This window comes from Peribacillus muralis, from assembly GCF_001645685.2.
GTDB lineage: Bacteria > Bacillota > Bacilli > Bacillales > DSM-1321 > Peribacillus > Peribacillus muralis_A.
In genome coordinates this window covers 3,066,364-3,089,814 of sequence record NZ_CP017080.1, presented here as the reverse complement: position 1 = coordinate 3,089,814, position 23,451 = coordinate 3,066,364, and the positions used below count along the sequence as shown (strand labels likewise).

General features: G+C 42.7%; 21 protein-coding genes. 20 read left to right on the top strand and 1 reads right to left on the bottom strand.

The genetic code is table 11. The features are described from left to right. The first annotated feature begins 6 nt into the window (after positions 1-6). From spoIIIAG to ABE28_RS14890, 18 genes are all read left to right on the top strand, one after another. Positions 7-675 (top strand): stage III sporulation protein AG, encoded by a 669-nt coding sequence (spoIIIAG, locus tag ABE28_RS14975; protein WP_064463292.1) that lies wholly within the window; start codon positions 7-9, stop codon positions 673-675. Between the two features lie 14 nt (positions 676-689). Beyond that, positions 690-1,283 carry a SpoIIIAH-like family protein gene (locus ABE28_RS14970; RefSeq protein ID WP_064463290.1) on the top strand — a complete coding sequence of 198 codons (594 nt, stop codon included), beginning with the start codon at positions 690-692 and terminating at the stop codon, positions 1,281-1,283. A gap of 586 nt (positions 1,284-1,869) precedes the next feature. Continuing rightward, positions 1,870-2,358 (top strand): acetyl-CoA carboxylase biotin carboxyl carrier protein, encoded by a 489-nt coding sequence (gene accB / locus ABE28_RS14965; protein WP_064463288.1) that lies wholly within the window; start codon positions 1,870-1,872, stop codon positions 2,356-2,358. A 14-nt stretch (positions 2,359-2,372) separates the two neighbouring features. Beyond that, positions 2,373-3,725 (top strand): acetyl-CoA carboxylase biotin carboxylase subunit, encoded by a 1,353-nt coding sequence (accC, locus tag ABE28_RS14960; protein ID WP_064463286.1) that lies wholly within the window; start codon positions 2,373-2,375, stop codon positions 3,723-3,725. 37 nt (positions 3,726-3,762) lie between these two features. Beyond that, on the top strand, positions 3,763-4,167 hold the full coding sequence (locus tag ABE28_RS14955) for an Asp23/Gls24 family envelope stress response protein (protein ID WP_373921349.1): 405 nt from the start codon (positions 3,763-3,765) through the stop codon (positions 4,165-4,167). Between the two features lie 434 nt (positions 4,168-4,601). Continuing rightward, positions 4,602-4,994, top strand: coding sequence for a transcription antitermination factor NusB (nusB, locus tag ABE28_RS14950; protein ID WP_064463282.1), 393 nt, complete (start codon positions 4,602-4,604; stop codon positions 4,992-4,994). Positions 4,995-5,061: 67 nt separating this feature from the next. Next, positions 5,062-5,937, top strand: a complete 876-nt coding sequence (folD, locus tag ABE28_RS14945; RefSeq protein WP_064463280.1) for a bifunctional methylenetetrahydrofolate dehydrogenase/methenyltetrahydrofolate cyclohydrolase FolD — start codon at positions 5,062-5,064, stop codon at positions 5,935-5,937. Between the two features lie 150 nt (positions 5,938-6,087). Then, complete coding sequence (gene xseA, locus ABE28_RS14940) at positions 6,088-7,443, top strand: exodeoxyribonuclease VII large subunit (RefSeq protein WP_064463278.1); 1,356 nt, start codon at positions 6,088-6,090, stop codon at positions 7,441-7,443. Further along, positions 7,440-7,673: an exodeoxyribonuclease VII small subunit gene (locus ABE28_RS14935; protein WP_064463276.1), complete on the top strand. Its 234-nt coding sequence runs from the start codon at positions 7,440-7,442 to the stop codon at positions 7,671-7,673. Before xseA ends, ABE28_RS14935 begins: the two co-directional genes overlap by 4 nt. Before the next feature lies 1 nt (position 7,674). Then, positions 7,675-8,568: a polyprenyl synthetase family protein gene (locus tag ABE28_RS14930; RefSeq protein ID WP_064463274.1), complete on the top strand. Its 894-nt coding sequence runs from the start codon at positions 7,675-7,677 to the stop codon at positions 8,566-8,568. A 255-nt stretch (positions 8,569-8,823) separates the two neighbouring features. Further along, a complete protein-coding gene (dxs, locus tag ABE28_RS14925; protein WP_064463272.1) occupies positions 8,824-10,716 on the top strand; it encodes a 1-deoxy-D-xylulose-5-phosphate synthase in 1,893 nt (630 codons plus the stop codon). 4 nt (positions 10,717-10,720) lie between these two features. Beyond that, a complete protein-coding gene (locus tag ABE28_RS14920) occupies positions 10,721-11,548 on the top strand; it encodes a TlyA family RNA methyltransferase (protein ID WP_064463270.1) in 828 nt (275 codons plus the stop codon). 280 nt (positions 11,549-11,828) lie between these two features. Next, entirely contained in the window at positions 11,829-12,278 is a 450-nt protein-coding gene (ahrC, locus tag ABE28_RS14915) for a transcriptional regulator AhrC/ArgR (protein WP_064463268.1), read from the top strand. Positions 12,279-12,300: 22 nt separating this feature from the next. Beyond that, a complete protein-coding gene (gene recN, locus ABE28_RS14910; RefSeq protein WP_064463266.1) occupies positions 12,301-14,016 on the top strand; it encodes a DNA repair protein RecN in 1,716 nt (571 codons plus the stop codon). Between the two features lie 171 nt (positions 14,017-14,187). Continuing rightward, a complete protein-coding gene (gene spoIVB, locus ABE28_RS14905) occupies positions 14,188-15,480 on the top strand; it encodes a SpoIVB peptidase (protein ID WP_064463264.1) in 1,293 nt (430 codons plus the stop codon). Positions 15,481-15,822: 342 nt separating this feature from the next. After that, entirely contained in the window at positions 15,823-16,614 is a 792-nt protein-coding gene (gene spo0A / locus ABE28_RS14900; RefSeq protein ID WP_034308269.1) for a sporulation transcription factor Spo0A, read from the top strand. Positions 16,615-16,969: 355 nt separating this feature from the next. Further along, entirely contained in the window at positions 16,970-18,547 is a 1,578-nt protein-coding gene (locus ABE28_RS14895; RefSeq protein ID WP_064463262.1) for a flagellar assembly protein A, read from the top strand. A 60-nt stretch (positions 18,548-18,607) separates the two neighbouring features. After that, a complete protein-coding gene (locus ABE28_RS14890) occupies positions 18,608-19,339 on the top strand; it encodes a glycerophosphodiester phosphodiesterase (protein WP_064463260.1) in 732 nt (243 codons plus the stop codon). 43 nt (positions 19,340-19,382) lie between these two features. Here the strand turns inward: ABE28_RS14890 and ABE28_RS14885 are convergent, their stop codons facing one another. Then, positions 19,383-19,619, bottom strand: coding sequence for a DUF2627 domain-containing protein (locus tag ABE28_RS14885; protein WP_064463259.1), 237 nt, complete (start codon positions 19,617-19,619; stop codon positions 19,383-19,385). A gap of 205 nt (positions 19,620-19,824) precedes the next feature. On the opposite strand from ABE28_RS14885, the gene ABE28_RS14880 reads away from it, so the two are divergent. Further along, entirely contained in the window at positions 19,825-21,888 is a 2,064-nt protein-coding gene (locus ABE28_RS14880) for a sigma-54 interaction domain-containing protein (RefSeq protein ID WP_064463257.1), read from the top strand. A gap of 402 nt (positions 21,889-22,290) precedes the next feature. Beyond that, positions 22,291-23,388 carry a branched-chain amino acid dehydrogenase gene (bcd, locus tag ABE28_RS14875; protein ID WP_064463255.1) on the top strand — a complete coding sequence of 366 codons (1,098 nt, stop codon included), beginning with the start codon at positions 22,291-22,293 and terminating at the stop codon, positions 23,386-23,388. Positions 23,389-23,451: the final 63 nt, after the last annotated feature.

Genomic DNA, 23,451 nt, shown 5'->3' with positions numbered 1-23,451 from the left:
TAAGTATTGAACAAAGACAAAGGTCCATTATCCTGGCTGCAAAAACTATTGAATAAGGACCCTGACCAAAAAGAGCCTAAGGAAAAAAAACCTTCCCTGTATGTCTATGCTTTAATCGTCGTCCTTTTGGGAGCGGGGATCATGATGGCCGGTAATTTGTTAACCACCAACCAGACGGGACAAACATCCGACGTGAAGACGGTATTCAATAATAAGCAAGAGGATAAAGATGATGTTGAAACATTCGGGCAGAAAAATCAATCCGAATTCAAGACAACGAAGGATTATGAAATATACCTTCAGAATGAAATGAAGGAAGCGTTGGAATCGATAGCGGGGGTCCAGGATGTAAAAGTCGTAATCTATGTGGATGCGTCCGAGAAAAAAGTATACGAAAGGAATAAAGTCACCCAGAAACAGGTCACGCAAGAAACCGACCAGGAAGGCGGCAAAAGGACGGTGGAGGATACATCGGTGGACGAACAACTCGTTTTGGTTAAAAGCGGGGAAAAAGAAGGGCCGATCATTTCCGAAACTAAGAAGCCTAGTGTAAGGGGCGTTCTGGTAGTCGCAAAAGGAGCCGAAAACATCCAAATAAAAAAGTGGATCATCGAAGCTGTCACACGATCACTCGATGTACCGAGTCACAGGGTTTCTGTCATGCCTAAAAAATAAGGGGGAAAATTCACATGTTATTAAAAAAGCAAACGGTTTGGTTATTGACTATGTTAAGTCTGGTCGTTGTCCTTTCAGTCTACTATTTGACCGCTCCTGAAGAAAATGCTGCCGATATGACGGCAACTGAACAAGCGGAAAAGGCAGAAAATAAAATGGAAAATAAAACAGACAGCAAAACTGAAACAAAAGGTGAAAGCAAAGTGAATAAAGAAACGGCCAAAAATGCTGAAGGTTCTTCTGTAACGATAGCATCAGGTGATGAATTTGAATCATTAAGGATGCAAATCGAAGATGAACGCGCAAAGCTCAATGAAGAACTGACTACAAAGATGGGTAATACAGATCTATCGGCTGAAGAGAGAGACGAGGCATATGCAAAAATGGAACAATTAAGTGAAACGAAGGTTAAAGAAAATATCATCGAAAACTTAATTGTAGCCATGGATTATAATGCAGCACTGGTTCGCGTAGATGGAACGGACGTGAAGGTGAGTGTCAAGGCTGATAAGCAAACAAAAACAGAAGCCAATAACATTATCCGTCTAGTACGAAAAGAAGTGAGCGATGCGCAAAATGTAGTGGTCGACTTCCAACCTGAAAAATAGTTGCCACGATAAAGCGTGCTGATACACAACAGCTCCAGTTTAAAGGACTCCCTTTATAAAAGGGATCTTTTTTTTGTGTTTTTCGATCTCGTATTAGGCGTAAATTTTAGAGGAAAAGCTTTTTTATGCCAATTGATATTGAAAAATCAAGAAGGAGATAAGAAATTACTTTTCTAGAAAAGTAATTTAAGGTAAGTTTATTGTCATTTAGGAGTGAAATCAATGAAATTCAAGGGAATGTTCCAAGGAAACGAAGGGTAAAGAATTCACAATAGTATAATAAAGGTGTAGAATGGAAGTGTGGATATCAACTTGCAACTAATCTATCATTGAATTTGTATAAGCTAATATTGTATGATGTTAGAAGCTGGTCATAAACTTTTCAATTCTCTAAACGAACAATATTTTGGGAAAGTGAAATTCTGTTATAAAACAGGAAGCGTGCATCGCTTTCGGATGGAGGCTCGACTTCATCTTGCAGAATTGGACAAGATAGAGATAAGCTAAGAGTAAAAGGGTATAAAATGTTATATAAAAAATTATTGCCTCACAAACTCATATTAAATTAGACAAGGGGTGCACAAAAATGAAAGTGCAAGAAATTCGTGAAATCATCAAGCTAGTCGATCAATCCAATATCAATGAATTCGTTTATGAAAACGAAGGAACGAAAATTAAATTGAAAAAAACTGAAACGGTAACTGTCATCCAGCCAACGGCTTCTCCTGACGTTGTTCAAGGCAATGCAGCGGTTGAGGTCAAGCCTGCTGCCCCTGCAACTCCAAAGGCCGTTGAAGCTGCAGCACCGGCTGCCGCCGTCTCTGAACGGGAAAACCTACATAAAATCACTTCTCCTATGGTGGGGACATTTTATCAATCACCTGCACCGGATTCTCCGGCATACGTAAAAGCAGGCGATAAAGTGACAGCGGATTCGATTGTCTGCATCGTCGAGGCCATGAAACTATTCAATGAAATCGAAGCTGAAGTTAGTGGCGAAATCGTTGAAGTCCTTATAAAAGAAGGGCAACTTGTAGAATATGGTCAACCATTATTTTTAGTGAAGCCGGAATGAGGAGCTGTTCTTAAATGATTAAAAAGGTATTAATTGCCAATAGAGGGGAAATTGCTGTCCGAATCATCCGGGCATGCAAGGAACTGGGAATTGAGACTGTAGCGGTTTATTCAGAAGCCGACAAAGAGGCATTACATGTCCAAATTGCTGATGAAGCATATTGCATCGGTCCCAAACTGTCAAAAGACAGTTATTTAAATACAACGAACATCATCAGTACCGCCAAGAAAACGGGTTCGGATGCAATCCACCCGGGATATGGCTTCCTTGCTGAAAACGCGAACTTTGCTGAGCTTTGCCGTGAATGCAATATTATTTTCATCGGCCCTAGCCCTGAAGCGATCAATAAAATGGGAACGAAGGACGTAGCGAGGGAAACGATGCGCAAAGCTGGCGTACCGATCGTTCCCGGCTCCAAAGGCATCATTAAGGATACGGATGAAGGGGTGGCCCTTGCTAATGAAATGGGCTATCCAGTCATCATCAAAGCCACGGCCGGCGGAGGCGGTAAAGGAATCAGGGTTGCAAGAACCGAAGAAGATCTCATCAAGGGCATCAACATCACGCAACAGGAGGCTGCGACGGCATTTGGCAATCCGGGTGTCTATATTGAAAAATTCATTGAAGACTTCCGTCATGTTGAAATTCAAGTCATGGCCGATAATCATGGCAATGCCATCCATTTAGGTGAGCGTGATTGCTCCATTCAACGACGCCTGCAAAAGCTGGTTGAAGAAACTCCATCTCCGGCTTTGGACGGTGAAATAAGAGCGGAAATGGGGCAGGCTGCAGTTACTGCCGCTCTTGCCGTTAATTATTCAGGAGCCGGTACAGTCGAATTTATTTATGACTATGTGAATAGAAAATACTACTTTATGGAAATGAATACACGTATCCAGGTTGAACATCCAGTTACGGAAATGGTGACGGGAGTGGATTTGATTAAAGAACAGATCAAAGTCGCTTCAGGCGATAAGCTTTCCCTTTCACAAGAGGATGTAACATTTAACGGCTGGTCCATCGAATGCCGGATCAATGCGGAAAACCCTGAAAAGAATTTCATGCCTTCCGCAGGGAAAATACACATGTATTTACCTCCGGGAGGGTATGGGGTTAGGGTGGATTCTGCAGCATATCCAGGGTACTCGATACCTCCATATTATGATTCCATGATTGCCAAGTTGATCGTCCATGCACCGACTAGAGATGAAGCGATCGAGAAGATGAAGCGGGCATTAGGTGAGTTTGTCATCGAAGGGATCAGTACAACCATTCCTTTCCATATTAAGTTACTTCAGCATGAACAATTCGTTTCCGGAGAATTTAATACCAAATTCCTTGAAATATATGATGTAATGAACTCATAATGTAAAGGAAGACAGGAGGTGCTTTTGAATGAGTGAAATGGAAGGCCAATTACTAGAAATGAATGATTATAACAGTGGACTGGGCAAAGTGGAGATTGCACCTGAAGTGATAGAGGTCATTGCGGGCATAGCTGCATCGGAAGTTGAAGGTGTTGCACATATGCGTGGGAATTTCGCAACTGGTGTAGTTGAAAAGCTTGGTAAAAAGAACCACGGTAAGGGCGTTAAGGTGGATTTGACGGGAGAAGCGATCAAAGTCGAACTATACTGCGTCATGAAATTCGGTGTTTCAATTCCGAAAGTTGCTCAAGAAGTGCAAGACAACATTCGTGAAGCATTGTTGAACATGACGGCTATCGATGCTGGTGAAGTGAATATCCATGTTGTCGGCATAGCGTTTGAAAACGCGAAACAAGAAGCGGATTACGAACAAGAAGTGTAAGTGTCATCATTCGATTCACACCTGCAGAAACCCGGCAAAAAGCCGGGTTTTTGTTTTTGTGGATTTTTGCTCAAGACTTGTTTTGCTTTTCAAGCGAGCTGTGCTGATAATATTACGGTAATTGAACATAATAAGGCCGTGTCTGGAAGTTTCCCTTTAATTCAAGGGTGATTTCTGTTAGAGTGTAAAAGGTGAAATATGAGCATGAAAGCTAGGCAATCCCCTTTTTTGACACTTTCAAAAAGGATGGAAATCGTGTTTTTTCACTTGAAAGGATGCGAGATGATTATGCATTTTGCCCTTTCTTTAAGTGAAAATAAGACTAATTACGTTAAAACACGCTGTAAATCTTAATATTTTCGAAAAGATGTCAATTAATGTTCGTTTGTTCTGGCGTTTTCATATATAATAGTAGATGTTAAAGGAGTAAGATTATGAAAAGAAGAGTAGCCCGTGAAAAATCCCTTCAAGCACTATATCAGATAGATATTGCCAAGTCGAATGCAGAAGAAGCAATGGAAAGCGTATTGAATGGCGCTCCTACTGATGAATATTTCAAGAAATTGGTCAAGGGGATTACGGAAAATCGAGAACAGCTTGATGGAATGATCAGGGACAATTTAGAGAATTGGACGTTGGAAAGATTGGCGAACATTGATCGGAATTTACTGCGAATCGCGATTTATGAAATGGTTCACAGTGAAGATGTTCCTGTAAGTGTCGCAATGAATGAAGCTATTGAAATTGCTAAGAAATTCGGTGATGATCAATCCAGCAGCTTTGTAAATGCCGTTTTATCCAAAGTGAAGGTGAAAAGCGACAGCTAAGGCTGCAGTCTAGCCATGAATCTCCCAGCAATTTCTTTAGCAAAATCAACTTGGGAGGAATATACACATGTCAGCTCAAATCATTAATGGTAAAGAAATTGCAGAGGCAGTTAGACAGGAAATCAGCAAGGAAGTTCAACAATTAAGCGAAAAACATTTTATCCCGGGGCTGGCTGTAATTCTCGTCGGTGACAACCAAGCCTCACAAACCTATGTACGCAATAAGGAAAAAGCGTGTAAGGACTTGGGCATGCATTCTGTATTGATCAAAAAACCTGCAAATCTGACTCAGGAGGAATTAATTCAGAGCATTGATGAATTGAACCAGGATGAAAGCATTCATGGCATATTGGTACAACTCCCATTGCCAGGACATATCTCTGAAAAGGCGATCATCGAGGCGATTTCCCCCGAGAAGGATGTTGATGGGTTCCACCCGATTAACATTGGTCGTATGATGACTGGTCAGGATGCTTTCTTGCCTTGTACGCCTTATGGGATCATGGTGATGCTTGAGCATATCGGCTATGATGTCGAAGGGAAGCATGTGGTCATTGTCGGAAGAAGCAATATCGTCGGAAAACCGGCCGGACAATTGTTTTTAAATGCAAACGCAACCGTTACTTACTGTCATTCAAAGACAAAGGATCTTGCGTATTTCACTAAGCAAGCTGATGTGGTCGTGGCAGCTGTCGGTAAGAGGGATACAATCACGAGTGACCATATTAAAGAAGGTGCGGTCGTCATTGATGTCGGGATGAACAGGAATGATGAAGGAAAGCTCTGCGGTGATGTGGCGTTTGATGAAGTGAAAAATAAGGCGTCATACATTACCCCCGTTCCTAAAGGCGTCGGTCCCATGACAATTACCATGCTTATGAAGAATACGGTGAAATCTGCTCAAAAAGCCCTTGAACAGAGAAAATCAGCACAAAAAAGCTGAAAAAAGCGTTAAATCATTTAAAGAAGCGGACCTCTTGTTTTATAATAACGGGAGACCGCTTTTTTTCATTGATAGATTTTATTCGAGCGTTACGTGTAACCTATAGATGAGCTTTCTTTATATCCGATTTTTGTCGGAAGGAGACATGATATGAGTAACCAGCAGCAATATTTAAGCGTGTCGGCATTAACGAAGTACATTAAAAGGAAATTTGATGCCGATCCCCATTTACAGAATGTATACATAAAAGGTGAAATTTCGAATTTTAAACAGCATACGAGCGGACATATGTATTTCACGCTCAAAGACGAGAAGGCCCGCCTCCTTTCCGTCATGTTTGCCGCAAATTCCAAAGGGATGAAATTCATGCCCGAAAATGGAATGAAGGTACTCGTTAAGGGTGATATTTCATTATATGAAGCGAGCGGACAGTATCAGCTATATGTGAAAAGCATGGCCCCGGACGGTGTGGGGGATTTGTATCTGGCTTATGAGCAGCTGAAGAAAAAGCTGGAGGCGGCAGGCTTGTTTTTGGCCGAACATAAGAAAGGGATTCCACAGTATCCAAAATCGGTAGGTGTGATAACCTCTCCGACCGGTGCTGCATTACGAGATATCCTGACAACCATCAAGCGGCGGTATCCTATTGCGAAGATCATCGTTTACCCGGCGCTTGTCCAAGGGAACAATGCGGCTAAATCGATTGCCAAGGCGATTTCGATGGCCAACGCAAGGGCGGAGAGCGATGTGCTTATAGTCGGAAGGGGCGGTGGGTCGATCGAGGAGTTATGGGCCTTTAATGAAGAAATAGTGGCTGAATCGATCTATGATTCCGATATCCCGATCATTTCTGCTGTCGGGCACGAAACCGATTTTACGATTGCCGATTTTGTCGCTGATATGCGTGCTCCGACACCAACCGGGGCGGCAGAGCTAGCGGTCCCGCATTTGAATGAAATACTGGAGCGCCTGATGAACCGCAAGAACCGCTTGACCCGCTCGATTCGTGAGGCGGTGAATTTTGAACGCACCAAATTGACGAGGCTGGAAAGATCCTATGCTTTCCGTTATCCGCATAAAATGTATGAACAGAAGCTTGAACAGCTTGACAGGACGAAGGACAGGCTCTTTAAGACAAGTACGCGGTACTTTTTGAAAAAGAGGGACGAGCTAAATCAATTGAACGATATTCTAAAGAAACAGCATCCTGAACAAGCAGTGAACAATGCTAAGGAAGCACTGCAACAGCATGAAAAGATATTGCGGAGGGCGATGGAAGCGATCTTTCGCCAAAAGTCGCAGCAGTTCGTTCATACTACTGCCACGTTATCTGCCCTCAGCCCATTGAAAATCATGGAACGGGGATATGGATTGGTTTTTGCTGGAGATGAGACGCTCGTGAAGACCACGCAGCAGGTATCCATTGGGGAACAGATAGCCGTTTCCATAAAGGATGGCATTCTTGAGTGTGAAATTAAAGATATAAAGGAGCGAATTGAACCATGACAAAAAAACAGGAAGCTACATTCGAAGAGGCAATGGAGAATCTCGAGAAAATCGTGGAGCAATTGGAGGAGGGAGATGTGCCCTTGGAAGAAGCCATCTCCATATATAAACAAGGGATGGATTTATCCAGACTGTGTCATTCCAAGCTTAAAGCAGTGGAAGATCAGCTGACGCAAATTTTACGTGAAGACGGGGAACTTGAAAACTTTACTGTACAGGAGGAAGAATAACATGGGTACGGCGTCCTTCGACCATTTTTCTAAAGAATATAAGGCAATAATCGAAACGGAAATCATTGAATATGTCAATAAGCTTGAAGCTCCCGCCGTGGTGAAAAAAGCGATGGCCTACTCACTTGAAGCAGGCGGAAAAAGAATACGTCCTTTATTGGTTTTTGCGGTGTTGGAAGCTTTCGGCAAAAACCTGAGGTGCGGGATTCCGGCGGCTGCCGCGATTGAAATGATTCATACATATTCCTTGATCCATGATGATCTTCCAGCGATGGATGATGATGATCTTCGCCGCGGAAAACCGACGAACCATAAAGTTTTCGGAGAGGCAGTAGCCGTCCTTGCCGGTGATGCCTTGCTTACATATAGTTTTCAGTTGGTCTCTGGCATGAACGATCCCGAGGTGACGGCCCAAATGAAACTGGACCTTGTAAGCGAAATTGCCAAGTCTGCCGGAGCAGAGGGAATGGTTGGCGGTCAAGTCGCCGATATGGAAGGTGAAGATAAGCGGTTGAGCCTTCAGGAATTGGAGTATATCCATGAGCATAAAACTGGCAAGCTTCTCACGGCAAGCATCCTTTCGGGGGCCATCTTATCAGGAGCGAATGAAGAACAGCTTCAGCATTTGCGTGACTTCGGCTATCACCTAGGACTTGCTTTTCAAATTCGGGATGATATTCTGGATATTGAAGGCTCTGTCGAATTGATCGGCAAGCCGGTTGGCAGTGATGAGGAAAACCATAAAAGCACCTATCCCTCACTGCTTACGCTACAAGGGGCGAAGGAAAAGCTTGACCAACATATTGGACTTGCCCATGCCTCCCTAGGAAAAACGGCCCTGCAGACCGGTTTGTTGAATGAGCTGACCGATTTAATAGCTACTCGTGATCATTGATTGTGGCTAAATTTGTTATCAATTAAGGTTTTATGGTATACTCATTGTGCAAAAATATGCGAAATACAATATTTGCTTTTTTAATGAAAAATGTGATAAATAGGTATATTAAGCCGCCGAAATCACCTGGGTGTTGGCGGCTATTTTTAACTTAAAACTTAAAACCAATTTTTCGGTCAAGTCTTCCATATAGCCTTCGTATAAGAGGCTTTGTTTTGCCTTCAACCGAAAATGACAGAAAGTGAGTGATCCTGTTTGGATCTTCTATCTATAAAAGACCCTTCTTTTTTGAAGAAGATGAATAATGAAGAATTAGAAGAGTTAAGTGTGGAAATACGTAAATTCCTTGTGGAAAAGTTATCGGTCACAGGAGGGCATATCGGTCCCAATTTAGGAGTCGTTGAATTGACCATTGCCTTGCATAAAGAGTTCGACAGTCCGAATGATAAAATTTTGTGGGATGTCGGACATCAATCATATGTCCACAAAATCCTGACAGGCAGGGCCGGGGAGTTCGATACCTTAAAGAAATACAAAGGGCTGTGCGGCTTTCCGAAAATGATTGAAAGCCCCCATGATGTTTGGGAAACAGGGCATAGTTCAACTTCCCTTTCGGCTGCAATGGGCATGGCAGCTGCCCGTGATATAAAAGGTGAACAAAGTTTCATTTTACCCGTAATCGGGGACGGAGCCCTTACAGGTGGAATGGCACTTGAAGCCTTGAATCATATCGGTGACGAAAAAAAGGACATGATCGTCATTCTTAATGATAACGAAATGTCGATTGCGCCTAACGTTGGCGCCTTGCACACGATATTGGGAAGATTGCGTACGGCGGGCAAATATAATTGGGCAAAAGATGAATTGGAGTTACTGCTGAAAAAAATACCTGCCGTCGGAGGGAAGCTTGCGGCTACCGCTGAACGCTTGAAGGATAGCATGAAGTATTTATTGGTTTCAGGAATCTTTTTCGAAGAGCTTGGCTTCACATACCTTGGCCCGGTAGATGGCCATAATTATGAAGAATTGCTGGAGAATTTAAGATACGCCAAGAAAACGAAGGGGCCGGTCCTGCTGCATGTCATCACGAAAAAAGGCAAGGGCTATTCCCCAGCCGAATTGGACACGACAGGTAATTGGCATGGGACAGGCCCGTACAAGGTCGATACTGGTGATTTCGTCAAATCGCCTACGAAAGGTCCTGCATGGAGCGCCCTTGTGAGCGATACCGTCAGCAGGCTTGCCCGTGAAGACGAACGCATTGTAGCCATTACACCTGCAATGCCGGTCGGTTCGAAATTGGTAGGGTTTGCTCAAGAATTCCCGGAGCGTTTCTATGATGTAGGGATTGCCGAGCAGCATGCTGCCACTTTTGCAGCTGGATTGGCCACCCAAAACATGAAACCATTTTTGGCTATTTATTCGACCTTTCTCCAAAGAGCTTATGACCAAGTGGTTCATGATATCTGCCGCCAGAATTTGAACGTATTCATAGGAATCGATCGTGCCGGGTTGGTTGGTTCCGATGGGGAAACGCATCAAGGCGTTTTCGATATCGCTTTCTTACGTCATGTTCCGAATATGGTATTGATGATGCCGAAGGATGAAAACGAAGGTCAGCATATGGTCAATACGGCCATAAGCTATGATGATGGTCCGATCGCCATGCGCTTCCCGCGCGGTAACGGCTTGGGCATTGCGATGGATTCCGAATTAAAACAGATACCAATCGGGTCATGGGAAGTCCTGAAAGAGGGAACGGATGCTGCGATCTTGACGTTCGGCACTACGATTCCAATGGCTCTTGAAGCTGCAGAACAACTGGAGAAAGAGGATTATTCCGTCAAGGTGATCAATGCCAGGTTCATTAAGCCTTTGGATGAGAAGCTGCTTAGCAGCCTCCTTGGTGAAAAAATGCCGATCTTGACAATAGAAGAAGCCGTGCTACAAGGTGGATTTGGAAGTTCAGTACTGGAATATGCTCATGATCAGGGCTTTTATGGTGCCATCATCGATCGAATGGGCATCCCGGATTATTTCATTGAACATGGCAGTGTCGATGAATTGCTTGAAGAAATCGGCTTGACGTCCGAAACAGCCATTAAAAAGATAAAAATGATAACACCCAAAAAAGAAAAAAGGGCCTGACAATATGAAAGTAATGAAAGAAAGAGTAGATGTATTACTAGTGGAACAGGGCTTGGCCGATACACGTGAAAAAGCAAAACGGATGGTTATGGCCGGTCTTGTCTACGCGAATGAGGAGAGGTACGAAAAACCGGGGGAAAAGGTGCCCGTCGATCTCGAATTTACGATCAAAGGAAAAGTGATGCCCTATGTTTCGAGAGGCGGTTTGAAACTGGAGAAAGCCTTAAACGAATTCGACTTGCGAATGGATGGGAAGATCCTCCTGGATATCGGCTCATCAACTGGAGGGTTCACCGACTGCGCCTTGCAAAATGGTGCGACAATGTCTTATGCACTTGATGTCGGCTATAACCAACTTGCTTGGAAGCTTAGGCAGGATGAGCGGGTGAAAGTAATGGAGCGGACAAACTTCCGTTACGTTACACCGGCAGATCTTGATGGGGAGATGCCGAACTTTGCAAGCATTGACGTTTCTTTCATCTCGCTCACGTTAATTTTACCTGTGTTAAAGACTTTGCTGGTTCCTAACAGTGATGTCGTTGCCCTGGTGAAACCGCAATTCGAAGCTGGAAAGGATCAAGTGGGGAAAAAGGGAATCGTTCGTGATCCAAAAATCCATAAGCAGGTGCTGGATAAAATCATTTCTTTTGCGAAAAAAGAAGGCTACGATATTTTGGATGCCTCCTTCTCCCCGATTACCGGCGGCGATGGAAATATTGAATTCCTGCTTCATTTATTTTGGCAAGGCTCCAAAGCGGATGGAGAGATCAAGCTGCCAAAAACGGTCGATGATATCGTTGTGGAAGCACATGCCCAGTTTAAAAAAGAATAGCTGGAACTTTGAATGGCTCCTTTGGCTGAATGGTTGGCTAAAAGGAGCCTTTTACCTTTAAATGGGGGAAGAATCGGGGAGTATTTGTCAACAAACAGTGAAAGCGCCACGCATGCCATTTAGAGAAAAAGTTGTACAATTGCATAAAAATCCGCTAACATTAATAATGACGACGGCAAAAGCGGCCTATTTGCACATAGGGATGTTTGCGAAGCCGTATGATACGAAGTGATACCGATGACCATTAATGAACAACAGTTGAGAAGAGGTGCTTCTACTTATGAATAAAGGACAACGACATATAAAAATTAGGGACATTATCACCAATAATGATATCGAAACGCAAGATGAGCTAGTTGAAGAGCTTAAATTAGCTGGATATAACGTGACTCAGGCGACAGTGTCGAGGGATATCAAGGAGCTCCATCTTGTAAAGGTTCCGTTATCGGATGGAAGGTATAAATACAGCCTGCCTGCCGATCAACGCTTCAACCCGCTTCAAAAATTAAAGAGGATCCTGGTTGATGCATTTGTACGCATCGATGCAGCGAACAATTTACTCGTCATGAAAATGCTTCCGGGAAACGCCCAGGCGATCTGTGCATTGATTGATAATTTAAATTGGGAGGAAATACTTGGGACGATCGGCGGCGATGATACGTGTTTAATTATTTGCCGCTCTGAGGAAGATGCAAAGATCATTTCCGGTAAATTCTTGGACATGCTCTAATATTTTTGTGAGGTGACCTCATTTGTTAACAGAACTATCGATAAGAAATTTTGCGATCATAGATAGCCTCTCCGTTTCGTTCGAGAAAGGCTTGACTGTCTTGACCGGGGAAACAGGGGCAGGTAAATCAATTATTATAGATGCTGTCCATCTTCTGGTTGGGGGGCGCGGTTCCTCGGAATTTATTCGGCATGGTGAGTCAAAGGCGGAGATAGAAGGTTTATTTCAAATCGATGATGAAAAACATCCGGTCTTTGCCAAGGCCGAAGAATTTGGTCTGGACATGAATGATGGTATGGCCATTCTTAGAAGAGACATTTCGCTCAGTGGAAAAAGCGTATGCCGAGTTAATGGAAAACTCGTAACGATCGCTATTTTACGGGAGATAGGACGGACATTGATTGATATCCATGGCCAGCATGAGCATCAGGAATTAATGGACGAAAGGCTTCATCTGCCGCTGCTGGACCAATTTGGCGGTGAAAAAATCGCATCGGCGCTTACGGAATACCAAAAACTATATAAACGCTATGAATTCGCTTCGAAGCAATTGAATGATTTAAGTCAAAACGAGCAACAAATGGTCCACCGCCTTGACTTGATCCAATTTCAATTCGATGAAATCCAAAAAGCTGATTTGAAATTTCAAGAAGATGAAGAATTGATGGAAGAACGGAAGAAAATTAATAATTTCGAAAAAATTCATGAAGCGCTGCAAACGAGCTACAATGCCTTAAATGGTGAACAGCATGCAATCGATTGGCTATCGGTAGCCATGAATAACATGGAAGAGGCGGCAGGCCTTGATGAGGGGTTAAGAGCAAGCTCGGAGGTCGTCTCCAATAGTTACTTTCTGCTTGAAGAAGCCGTGTCTAACATTCGAGATCAATTGGATTCCTTGGATTATGATACGGAGCGTGTCGAATTCATTGAGGGCCGCCTTAACGAAATAAATCAATTGAAACGTAAATACGGTCGTTCCATCGAGGAAATTCTCGAATATGGTGCCGGCATCGAAGAGGAAGTCGAAAAACTCCTGAACAGGGAAACGCACATAGCGAAGCTTGAAAAGGAAATGAAATCGATTAAGGCCGATTTAATCGTCGAAGCAAAGAACCTGTCAGAATTAAGGCAGGCATTCGCTCGGCAGCTTACAAAAAAAATTCATCAGGAATTAAAAGATTTATACATGGAAAAAACAATTTTCGAGCCTCATTTCCATCAAACTGCATATACGTTCGATGAATTGTCAGATAGAGGCATAAATCAGTCCGGTTTGGATTCCATGGAATTTTATATTTCCACGAATCCAGGCGAACCGTTAAAACCACTTTCCAAAATTGCCTCGGGCGGAGAGCTGTCGCGGATCATGCTGGCGCTGAAAAGCATTTTTTCCAAGCATCAAGGCATTACCTCCATCATTTTTGATGAAGTGGACACAGGTGTCAGCGGGCGGGTTGCCCAATCCATTGCCGAGAAGATTTATAAAGTGGCAACGGGATCTCAAGTTTTGTGCATCTCCCATTTGCCGCAGGTCGCGGCTATGGCGGATACCCATTTATTCATTGCAAAAAATGTCAGGGCAGGACGCACCAATACCTCCGTCAAGCCTCTGATAGAAACCGAAAAAATAAAAGAAATTGGCAGGATGATTTCAGGAGTCGAGATTACCGATTTAACGAAGCAGCATGCCAGTGAGCTAATACAGCTCGCCAAAAGGCTGAAAATCACTTCTTGATGGGGTCGTGAGAAGATTATGAAGATTTTTTCAACTTCATCATAAGCATTCATTGTAAAGCTATCCAAAAACGGATAGCTTTTATTTTTTGCTCCTGTTATAAATGATTGTCATGAGGGCTAAATTAAAGGTGTAGCCATAAAGTTTCAGAGAGCGAGGAGAGTGAATGGAGTGAAATTTATATGGATAAAAAGAATCATCGGTGGAATTCTCCTTGTTTCGCTATTAACATTAGGGTTATACCAGCCATCTCGTGAATATTTTTTGATTCCAAATCATCTTGTACTATTTGAAGGAAGTCAATATAGTATTTCCAAATCATTGCCTGTTTCTGCAAGAGCTTCTGGATCCAGTGACGGGATTTCGCTTCATGATGAGCAAGCTTCTATTACGCTTGGTGCTGAGAAACCGGGGACGAATGAAGTGTTACTTGATGTAGCGGGATTGCCTGCCAAAAAGGTCGACATTAGGGTGTTAAAGGACTTTAAAGTCATGCCCGGAGGCCAATCCATCGGGGTGAAACTTAATACTCTTGGGGTGCTCGTAGTAGGTCATCATCTTATTGATACTGCGCAGGGAAAAAAATCACCAGGAGAAAAAGCGAAAATTGAAATCGGTGATATTATTACAGAAATCAATGGTCAGACGATAAAGAAGATGGGGGATGTTACCCCTTTTGTTCAGCAGGCAGGTGAAAAGGGAGAAGCGTTGAAACTTGTCATCAATCGTGATAATGAAGTGCTTCATAGTACCCTTTTACCTTTAAAGGATAAGAATGAAGGAACATACAAATTGGGTTTATATATCCGTGATTCAGCAGCTGGCATCGGAACGATGACTTTTTATCACCCCGATTCAAAAAAATATGGGGCGTTGGGACATGTTATTTCTGATATGGACACGAAAAAACCGATTGTTGTAAAGGATGGACAGATTGTTCAATCGACGGTCACATCCATTGAAAAGGGAAGCAATGGAGATCCGGGAGAAAAATTGGCACGCTTTTCTTCCAATAAAGAAAAAATAGGGAATATAAATCGTAATAGTCCTTTTGGGATCTTCGGAAAATTAAATCAAGATTTTAAAAATGGGATTAGTGACAAAGCACTCCCCATCACCCTTTCCCATGAGGTAAAGGAAGGACCAGCAAAAATCCTGACGGTGGTAGATGGCTCCAAAGTAGAAGAATTCGATGTCGAAATCGTCAGTTCCATTCCTCAAAAGTTTCCTGCTATCAAAGGAATGGTTTTGAAAGTGACGGATAAAGAATTGCTCCAAAAAACGGGTGGGATCGTTCAAGGTATGAGCGGCAGTCCCATCATACAAAATGGGAAATTAATCGGTGCAGTCACCCATGTATTTGTTAATGATCCTACAAGTGGGTATGGAGTCCATATTGAGTGGATGTTAAACGAAGCCGGTATCAATATATACGACAAAGATAATTACGAAAAGGCAAGTTGAAGAGCCGGGTATCCTTTTGGATGCCCTTTTTTGCTTGAGTGACGGTCAGAGTTCCATTCGCAAAAAAGGGTAAGTAGGGGATTTCAATTGTTTTAATTAAAAAGTAGAGGATTTTTCGAAACGATGTGATAAAATGATAACGATGTGAAGATTTTTCGACAAATCGATTTATTCGGATAGCAAACGAAGTCGAAAACAAGAGATATCGGGAGAATAATATTGAATTCCTTATATTTTTTCAAAAATAAAAGGAATTTAGTTTCCATTGTCGAAAAGTTCAATTACAATAGAATTTAGTCATATAGAAAAAAAGACCAATTGTAGTTGAGGAGGAAATCAAGCGTGAAAAAAATTAAGGTGTGCGTTGTAGATGATAATAGAGAACTTGTTGGCCTTCTGGAAGAATACATTTCTGCACAGGAAGATATGGAGGTAATTGGGGTAGCCCATAACGGTCAAGACTGCCTGGGTATGCTTGAAAGCGTTGATCCCGATATATTGATCCTTGATATTATCATGCCTCATTTAGATGGGTTAGGTGTACTGGAAAAGCTTCGTGAAGTAAAACGTGGCGCCATGCCTAATGTAATTATGCTTACTGCCTTTGGTCAAGAAGATGTCACGAAAAAAGCAGTTGATTTAGGCGCGTCGTACTTTATCCTAAAGCCTTTTGATATGGAGAACCTGGCCAATCATATTCGGCAGGTGAGCGGTAAAGGACAGGCGGTATTGAAAAATCATAGTCAGTTCAGCTATCGTCCCCAAAACGAATCCAAGCCCAAAAATCTTGATGCCAGCATTACAAGCATCATCCATGAGATTGGTGTACCTGCACACATTAAGGGCTATTTGTATTTGAGGGAAGCAATATCCATGGTTTACAACGATATTGAACTGCTGGGGTCGATTACCAAGGTTTTGTATCCGGATATCGCCAAAAAATACAATACAACCGCCAGCCGTGTTGAGCGTGCCATCCGCCATGCAATTGAAGTGGCCTGGAGCCGCGGCAACATTGAATCCATTTCATCTCTATTCGGTTATACAGTCAGCATGACCAAGGCAAAACCCACGAATTCCGAATTTATAGCGATGGTTGCCGATAAGCTTCGCCTTGAACATAAAGCTTCTTGACAGGGATACGGGGAACCTGTTGATAAAGACTCGTTGTGTTATCCTTCGACAAGTAAAGGCTAGAGCCGCTAAAGATAAATAGGAATTCCCCTTGCTGGTGGCATGAGACTGAAAGAAGTTGCTTTGCGATTCATTCTATTTGGCAACTTCAATTTTTTACACTGCCGGCTAAAAATTAAACGCCTTTTATTTATTGGATTTTGCAGGAAGAATCCAATAAATAAAAGGCGTTTTTGTTTTTCTTATCAAGTCAGATCATTTTAAAAATAGAAAAAAGTTTCCTATTTTGGGATTTATCTTAATGTTTCGATTATAATCATAGGTATATATAATCGTTTGATGGAGGTGATCGCATATGATTTTTGTGAAAAATGAGCATTTTGTATTAGAGGATGACCTCGGAGTTGTGTATATCAGCGTTCATTTGAAGGGCTTTCCGATTCTGAACTTAAACGCGATCCTGCTCACGTTTCCACAAATAGTGCTAGAGCACGTGAAAGACGTAAAACAAGCCCTTACGGAGGCTAATGGTGAAAGAATTCCTGTGGGACGGGTGAAACCGATAGTGGAGGTGGACATAGCTGAAGATAAAATGTCCGCACATGTTAAGCTCAATTGTTCAGAAAACTACCTTAACGAGAATCATTCAGCCATTGTCGCAAATATTCTGGAGAATTTACAAAAGGAATATATTTCAGATGGGATATTGATGAATGTTTTGCAAAACGAACTGACCAATAAAGATCGTACGGTCATCGCGTTGGGAAAGGAACCAGTCCATGGCAAGGATGCCGTCGTCACCTATTTCAAACGATCGGAGCGAAAGCCTGCGGTCAGGGAAGATGGGAAAGCTGATTATTATGACATGAGTTTTCTCGATGAGGTGAAGAAGGGCGATTGGCTTGGCGAAAGGATACCGCCTTCTTCAGGGGAAATGGGGCGGTTGATAACGGGGGAGCTTGCTTTGCCTAGAAAAGGAAAGGATAAAAAACTTCTTTATGACAAAAAGACGATCGCTGAATATGAGGAAGAAGGTAAGATTGTTTTAAGAGCATTGATTGACGGAGTAGTGGAATTCAGGGATGGAAAGATTACGGTAGGCGCACACTTATTGATTGATGGAGATGTAGGGATTGAAACCGGTAATATCGAATTTGATGGGAGCGTAACGGTTAAAGGAACGGTCATGGATCATTTTTCCATGACAGCTACGAAGGATATCTCCATATTAAGTGAACTCGGTGTATGTAATGTGGAAGAAATCAACTCAAAAGAGGGCGATGTTTTCATTAAAGGGGGGATATTTGGTAAAGGGCTATCAAAGGTCTCGGCCGGAAGAAACATTTTTGTGAAATATGCCAATGAATGTCATTTAACCGCTGGAGAAAATATACATATTGGATCATATTCGCTGGGCAGTTTCCTTAAAGCGAAGAATATTTTCACGGACGAAAAAAAGGGGAAATTAATTGGCGGCGTAATCGAGGCGCAAGGAAAGGTGAGGGCGGCAGTGATCGGTAACCGTATGGAACGGAAAACGATCATTACCGTTAAGGGGTTTAATCGTAATCTTATCAAGGAAGAACTGAACCAAACCTTGCTTCTATATAAGTCAAAGATAAAACAATTGGAATCGATAAAGGAAAAGCTTGAAGTATTTGATATGTTTCTTGGTGAATGGACTGAAGTGCAGCAATTCCAATATGAACAGACCAGAAAGCAAATGGAGTTATTGTTAGCCCATATTTTTCAAATTGATGGGAAACGGAAATCTCTCATGGATATGCTTGAATCAAAAGGAGAAGGTGAAATCACGATTGGCCAAATGGCCTTTCCGCATACACGCTTGCAAATCAAAAGTTTGGAAAAGAAATTGGATGATATGACGAAGGGAACATTCTATGCAGAAAATAATCACCTGCATTTCGACTGAATTTCGCTGACTTTTCATAAATTGGGATATAACGGTTTTTGAGAGGTGGGTGCGTTCAACATGACCTTAATCTTTGCTCATCGGGGCTCGGCAGGCACACATCCGGAAAATACGATGTCCGCGTTCCATGAAGCAGCACGTGTCGGGGCGGATGGAATTGAAACGGATGTTCAGCTTTCTAAAGATGGAGAAGTCATCATCATGCATGATGAGAGGCTGGACCGAACGACAAATGCTTCTGGATATGTAAAGGATTGGACATTGCAACAGTTGAAGACGGTCGATGCATCCTTCGGTTTTAAGGGGAATTGGGGAAAAGAAAAAATACCGACGCTCGAGGAGTTATTGATATGGCTAAGCCATAATCAATTGTTGTGCAACATTGAATTGAAAAACACTTTTTTCCTTTATCCAGGCTTGGAGGAGAAGGTCATCCAACTCGTACGTGCATACGAGATGGAGGGAAGGATCATTCTTTCTTCCTTCAATCATTATAGTTTGGTCAATTGTCATCAATTGGCGCCTGAACTGGAAACAGCACCGCTCTATAGGGATGGCCTTTACATGCCGTGGGTTTATGCAAAAGCAATTGGCGGAAGCGCCATCCATCCGAATATCCGTGCTGCCCCGGATGCCATCATTCAAGCATCTTTGAGCATGGGTATGCCTGTAAGGCCCTATACCATTAATAAAGCAGCTGAAATGAAGCGGTTATACGGTATGGGGTGCAGCGCCATCATCACCGATTTTCCCAAAGTAGCGGTACGGGTCAGGGAAGGACTTAATATGTAAAAGAAAGAAGGTGCCATATTGAATGGCACCTTCTTTTCAAGAATTAAAACTTATTGAACCTGCTTTGAACCTTATTTTGTTTCCGATCTCGATGAAGGATGAACCCTGCAATAAAGGCAATTCCCCCAATCGTAATAATCATACCGATTAAGAATTGCAGCCATAGGTGTGGATAGGGAGGCTGTAAAATGCCGAATACCATGTCCCTCATTATTTTTATACCGTAAGCGGCAAATGCCCCGGGGATAAAAAGTATCAAAAAAGCGAGTAAGCGTTTCATTCGGTCCAATCCCTTCCGATAATTCCGTCTTAAAAAAATGATAAAGGATATAAAATATTTGTCAAGTTCCGGGAAAACGGAAAAAGGCTGGGAGTGTGATGACTGTTTTTTAGATTAAATCAATATGCTAAAATGAGGGGAGAGTACGAAAAGGATTGCTGGGTATTTTTTATTTATGAGGTAATTATCTGAAGGGAGCTGGCTCATGCAAAAGGTCATGATAGTAGGAGGGGGCGTCGGGGGAACGACCGTGTTGAAACTCCTTTCGGAAAGTGAAGTATTCTCAATCGTTTATATGGCTGATACGAATGAATGTACAGAAGGGATGCTTGCTGCCAAAGAACGAGGGATTCCTACAGTGACTAGCTGGAGAAGGGGATTAACTGAGGATTTGGACATCATCGTCGATACCACGGGGGATCCAGCGGTCTATAAGGAGATCAAAAGGGAGATGGGCGATCGGACGATCCTCATTCCAGGCAGCGTCGCCCACATCATGTCCAAGCTTTTTGAAGAAAAAAATCGGTTAATTAATATATTGGAGAACGCTTCGGCAAAAATGGACCTCATCCTCAATACGACCAGTGAAGGAATGGTCGTGATCGATCATGATGGATTGATCGTCATGTTCAATGATAGTGCCGAGCGAGCAGCGAGCATACCACGTAAGGATGTGATTGGCAGACATATTAAAGATCTCGTCCCTTCAACGGGTTTGTTGCGTGTGATGGAAACGAACCGGAAGGAAGTGAATCAGCGGATCATCCTTGGTAATGGATTGGAGCTCATTGCAACAAGAATTCCTCTTGTGAATGCCGATGGGGAAATCATCGGTGCCTTTTCCATGTTCAGGAATAAAACGGAAGCAGTCCAGCTAGCGGAGCAAATCACGGATTTAAAGGAAATTCAGACAATGCTCCAAGCAATCATTCAATCAAGTGATGAAGCCATTTCAGTCGTAGATGAGCAAGGGAGGGGCCTTTTGATCAATCCTGCATATACAAGGATTACCGGTTTGACAAAGAACCAAGTGATTGGAAAGCCGGCATCCATTGATATATACGAAGGCGAAAGCATGCATATGAAAGTGCTCCAGACAAGAAAGCCTGTGCGGGGAGTCAATATGCGCGTCGGCCCGAAGCATAAGGAGGTAATCGTGAATGTTGCGCCAATCATTGTCGATGGCCATTTGAAAGGAAGTGTGGGCGTCATTCATGATGTGTCGGAAATCCAGAACTTGACTCATGAATTGAATCGGGCACGTCAGATCATCAGGACACTTCAGGCTAAATATTCCTTTGATGATATAATAGGAGCTTCCGAAGAAATGAAGCTGCCCGTTGAACAGGCGAAATTATCAGCAAGGACACCGGCGACTGTTTTACTGAGGGGTGAATCAGGGACAGGCAAGGAGTTATTTGCCCATGCCATCCACAATGCGAGCGATAGGAAATTCAATAAATTCGTTCGCGTTAACTGTGCAGCCATCTCTGAATCACTACTTGAAAGTGAACTGTTCGGGTATGAAGAGGGAGCCTTTACAGGGGCAAGCAGGGGCGGAAAGGTCGGTTTCTTTGAAGAGGCCAATCAAGGGAGTATCTTTTTGGACGAAATTGGTGAATTGCCTGCCAATATCCAAGCTAAATTGCTTCGTGTTTTACAAGAACGGGAAATCATCAGAGTAGGCGGAACAAAGCCGATTGCCATCAATGTCAGGGTCATAGCCGCTACGAATATCAACCTTGAAAAAGCGATATCCAACGGTTCCTTCAGGGAAGACCTATACTTCAGGTTGAACCGCATGCCTATTTTCATCGCTCCTTTACGGAAGCGAAAGGAAGATTTAAGGGAACTGGCGGAACATTTAATTCATAAAATCAATCAAGAGTACGGGAGGGGCATAGAAGGAATCACTGCGTCTGCGATACATAAAATGAAAAATTATGACTGGCCGGGGAATGTCAGGGAACTGGAAAACATATTGGGACGGGCGATCATTTTCATGAAATTGAATGAAACGATCATTGATATCCAGCATATTCCCGATTTTATCGAAACGGAATCAGAATCATTTAAACATGATAAAGAGATATCGAAGCCCCCTGCCTACGTATCAGGTAAAACGCTCTCGGAGATAATAGACGAGTGTGAAGCGAAAATCATTGAGCAAGCGATACATACCTTTAATGGAAATAAAACGCTTACGGCAAAAGCGCTTGGCATCTCAGTCAGAAATCTATATTACAAAATGGAAAAACTAGAACTGTGAAAAAAAATGCATGCAAAATATTGCGTAGTGCGCAAAATATTGCATGAAATTTTCTGATTTATTTTAATTTATGTGAGAATTCACTTCTGGCATGAAATTTTTTTAATTTTGGTATAGGCTATAATGGGTAAACTTTTCAGCAGGCATCCCCATTTTGATGTGACCGGGGCTTTTGGCACCCTTTTATTGGCATGTTATTTGCATATTTAATAAAACGTACGCAACGAATTAACGCGTACGATAGTTAGGTGAGTTGCATGTTTCAAGCGCACTTTTTCCATCGAGGAAAATATCATGTAAGCAGCAAATATTAATTGAAATGAACGTATTAAACGGTAAGGCTGAACCGTTTCATCCTTGCTTAAACTGTCACGCAATAAAACATCTAGGGAGGATTTCTTTATGGAAATTTTTAAATATCTTGAGAAGTATGATTACGAACAATTGCTATTCTGTCAGGATAAACAATCAGGCTTGAAAGCAATCATAGCCATTCATGATACGACGTTGGGGCCAGCACTTGGGGGTACGAGGATGTGGACGTATGCATCCGAAGAAGATGCGATCGAAGATGCCCTGAGGCTTTCAAAAGGGATGACCTATAAAAACGCGGCTGCCGGGCTGAATTTAGGCGGAGGTAAAACCGTGATCATCGGCGATCCGCGTAAGGATAAAAATGAGGAAATGTTCCGTGCCTTCGGAAGGTATATCCAAGGGTTGAACGGACGTTATATAACAGCTGAAGATGTAGGGACAACAGTGGAGGATATGGATCTTATTCATGAGGAAACGGATTTTGTAACCGGGATTTCCCCTGCATTCGGTTCTTCAGGCAATCCTTCACCTGTAACGGCTTATGGCGTTTATCGTGGAATGAAAGCCGCTGCCAAAGAAGCTTTTGGCACGGATTCATTGGAAGGGAAAGTCGTAGCCGTTCAAGGCGTCGGGAATGTGGCTTATAACTTATGCCGTCATCTTCATGAGGAGGGTGCTAAGCTCATCGTTACGGATATCAATAAAGATAGCGTTGCACGTGCGGTTGAATCGTTTGGCGCAACTGCCGTTAATACGGATGAAATTTATGGAGTCGAATGTGATATATATGCACCTTGTGCATTGGGTGCCGTCATCAATGATCAAACCATCAATCAAATTAAGGCGAAGGTCATTGCAGGAGCAGCCAATAATCAATTGAAGGAAGCTGTTCATGGAGACCAAATTCATGAAAAAGGCATTATTTATGCACCTGATTATGTCATTAATGCAGGCGGAGTCATAAATGTCGCGGATGAGCTTTTAGGGTATAATCGGGAAAGAGCCCTTAAGAAGGTGGAAATGGTTTATGACACCATTGAACGCGTGATTGAGATCGCAAAACGTGATCAAATTCCAACCTATAAAGCCGCGGACCGGATGGCTGAGGAACGTATTGCACGAATGAGGAATTCGAGAAGCCAATTTCTGCAAAATGAAAAGCATATATTGAATGGACGTAAATGATTTTAATGGGACAACATGAAGATTCCTGTGATTATTTACAAATGAACACAGGAATCTTGAACA